Source organism: Mycobacterium sp. (assembly GCF_032161845.1).
Classification (GTDB): domain Bacteria; phylum Actinomycetota; class Actinomycetes; order Mycobacteriales; family Mycobacteriaceae; genus Mycobacterium.
The window spans coordinates 1-2650 of the sequence record NZ_JAVRQA010000372.1 but is presented as its reverse complement, the minus strand read 5'-3'; the positions used below and the strand labels follow the sequence as shown (position 1 = coordinate 2650).

The 2650-nt window shown below is 67.3% G+C and carries 4 protein-coding genes; 2 read left to right on the top strand and 2 right to left on the bottom strand.

Going from position 1 to position 2650, the window contains the following annotated elements; all coding sequences use genetic code 11:
* Both QOD90_RS20225 and QOD90_RS20220 read left to right on the top strand, forming a co-directional pair.
* On the top strand, window positions 1-943 hold a 943-nt coding region (locus QOD90_RS20225; RefSeq protein WP_526352617.1), incomplete at its 5' end, for a ThiF family adenylyltransferase.
* 37 nt (window positions 944-980) lie between these two features.
* Window positions 981-1835 (top strand): TIGR02569 family protein, encoded by an 855-nt coding sequence (locus QOD90_RS20220; protein WP_526352616.1) that lies wholly within the window; start codon window positions 981-983, stop codon window positions 1833-1835.
* A gap of 5 nt (window positions 1836-1840) precedes the next feature.
* On the opposite strand, the gene QOD90_RS20215 is transcribed toward QOD90_RS20220, so the two are convergent.
* Both QOD90_RS20215 and QOD90_RS20210 read right to left on the bottom strand, forming a co-directional pair.
* Window positions 1841-2137, bottom strand: coding sequence for an MGMT family protein (locus tag QOD90_RS20215; protein ID WP_526352615.1), 297 nt, complete (start codon window positions 2135-2137; stop codon window positions 1841-1843).
* A 2-nt stretch (window positions 2138-2139) separates the two neighbouring features.
* On the bottom strand, window positions 2140-2650 hold a 511-nt coding region (locus QOD90_RS20210; protein WP_526352614.1), incomplete at its 5' end, for an alpha/beta fold hydrolase.

The window sequence follows — 2650 nt, the reverse complement described above, 5'->3', positions numbered from 1 at the left end:
GTCCAACCTGCAGCGCCAGATCATCCACGGACAGTCGGACATCGGTCGATCCAAGGCGCAGAGCGCCAAGGACTCGATCCTGGAGATCAATCCGCTGGTGCACGTCAACACCCACGAGGTGCGACTCGAGCCCGAGAACGCGGTCGAGCTGTTCACGCAATACGACCTCATCCTGGACGGCACCGACAACTTCGCGACGCGATACCTGGTGAACGACGCGGCGGTGCTGGCGGGCAAGCCTTACGTGTGGGGCTCGATCTACCGCTTCGAGGGCCAGGTCTCGGTGTTCTGGGAGGACGCACCCGACGACCTCGGTCTCAACTACCGCGACCTCTACCCCGAGCCACCGCCGCCCGGGATGGTGCCGTCGTGCGCCGAGGGCGGTGTGCTCGGCATCCTGTGCGCGTCGATCGCGTCGGTCATGGGTACCGAGGCAATCAAGCTGATCACGGGGATCGGGGACTCGCTGCTGGGTCGGCTGATGGTGTACGACGCGCTCGACATGACGTACCGGACCATCAAGATCCGCAGGGATCCCGCTCGGGAGAAGATCACCGAACTTATCGACTACGAGGCCTTATGCGGTGTCATATCGGACGACGCCACGGAGGCCGCCGCAGGTTCGACGATCACGCCGCGTGAACTACAGGAGATGCTGCACTCCGATCGCAAGGTGGCGTTGATCGACGTTCGGGAACCGGTCGAGTGGGACATCAACCACATCTCGGGCGCCGAGCTGATTCCGAAGTCCGTGATCGACACCGGTGACGGCCTGGCGAAGATGCCCCAGGACCGCACGGCGGTGCTCTACTGCAAGACCGGCGTCCGGTCGGCGGAGGTACTGGCCGCGGTGAAGAAGGCCGGCTTTGCCGACGCACTGCATCTTCAGGGCGGAATCGTGGCATGGGCGAAGCAACTCGAACCCGACATGGTGATGTACTGACATCCAGTTTGCCGGAGTACCGCTTAGGCTGACCATCGTGACTGTCGACCGGCCACCCGAACACGTGCTGGCCGCATTCGGCCTGGTGGGTGTACAGCCGACGTCGCTCGGCCTGGCCTGGGACGGCGGCTGGCGCTGCGGTGAAGTGGTCCTGTCGATGGTTGCGGACCACGCGCGCGCCGCGTGGTCGGCCAAGGTGCGGGAGACGTTGTTCGTCGACGGCGTGCGTCTGGCGCGCCCCGTCCGCTCGACCGATGGCCGCTACGTCGTCTCCAGTTGGCGCGCAGACACCTTCGTGGCGGGCACCCCCGAGCCCAGGCACGACGAGGTCGTGTCCGCCGCGGTGCGACTGCACGAGGCCACGGCCAAGCTCGAACGTCCACGATTTCTCACCCAACCTCCCTCTGCGCCGTGGTCGGATGTCGACGTGTTCATCGCCGCGGATCGAGCGGCGTGGGAGGACCGCCCGTTGCACGCGCTGCCGCCGGGCGCCCGGATCGGCCCTGCCTCGTCTGACGGCCAACGTTCGATGGAGCTGATCAATCAGCTCGCGACCCTGCGCAGGCCGACGCGCAGTCCAAGCCAGCTGGTGCATGGCGACCTCTACGGCACGGTGCTCTTCGCGGGTACTGCGGCGCCGGGAATCACCGACCTCACTCCGTACTGGCGCCCCGCATCGTGGGCTGCAGGCGTCGTCGTCGTCGACGCGTTGGCGTGGGGGGAAGCCGACGACGGACTGGTCGAGCGGTGGTCGCCCTTACCGGAGTGGCCGCAGATGCTGTTGCGCGCGTTGATGTTCCGGCTCGCCGTCCATGCGCTGCACCCGCGTTCGACGGCAGCGGCATTCGCGGGTCTGTCGCGAACCGCGGCACTGGTACGCCTGGTGTTGTAGCGCGGTCAGAACGCGTGACGTGCCTCGCTCAACCGCACCCGGCCGTCGCGGGGAAGCACGCCCTCGGCGCGCAGCAGTTCGAGTTGGCGCGTGGCCAGATGGTGCGCTGGGCGGCCCGACGCGGTGATGACCCGGTGCCAGGGCAGGTCCGACGAGTCCGTGCGCATGATCCACCCGACGATGCGCGGGCTGGAAAGTCCTGCCGCGTCGGCGATGTCGCCGTAGGTGGACACCTTGCCCGGTGGAATGGACGCGACGAGCGCCCGCACCCGCTCCACCTGATCTTCGGTCACCTGCGCCATCGCTAGCCGCCCGTCAGCAGCGCGCGCAGCACCGCCGCCGTCTCCGCGGGCTTGGCATGCGAGACCATGTGATCGCAGTCGAAGTCGAGCAGCGTGAAGTTCGGTCCAAGCCGATCGCGGAGAAGCGAGACGAGTTCGTCGGACACGTACGGCGGCTGCGTCCGGGTCGCGCGGATCAGTGTCGTCGGCGTCTCGGGCGATGGCACGGCGGCCGCCCTGGCCATTTCGCTCCAATACGACATCATCGCGGGAATGCTGATGCGCCAACCCATTCGACCGTTCGGGAGGGTGACCAGATGTTCGTCGAGGTCGCGGTCGAGTTCGTCGGCATCGACCTCGCCCCACGAGCCGTTGACCTTCTCGGCACGCGCCTCGTCCCGGTCTGGGTAGTCGGGGGAGGCCAACATCTGGTCGGCGATCTGGTGCATCCAGGCGCCGTCGAGTCCCACGGCAGGATCGAGCAAGACCAGTGCGGCGACGAGATCGGGCCTCGCCGCCGCCAGGCTCAAGGCG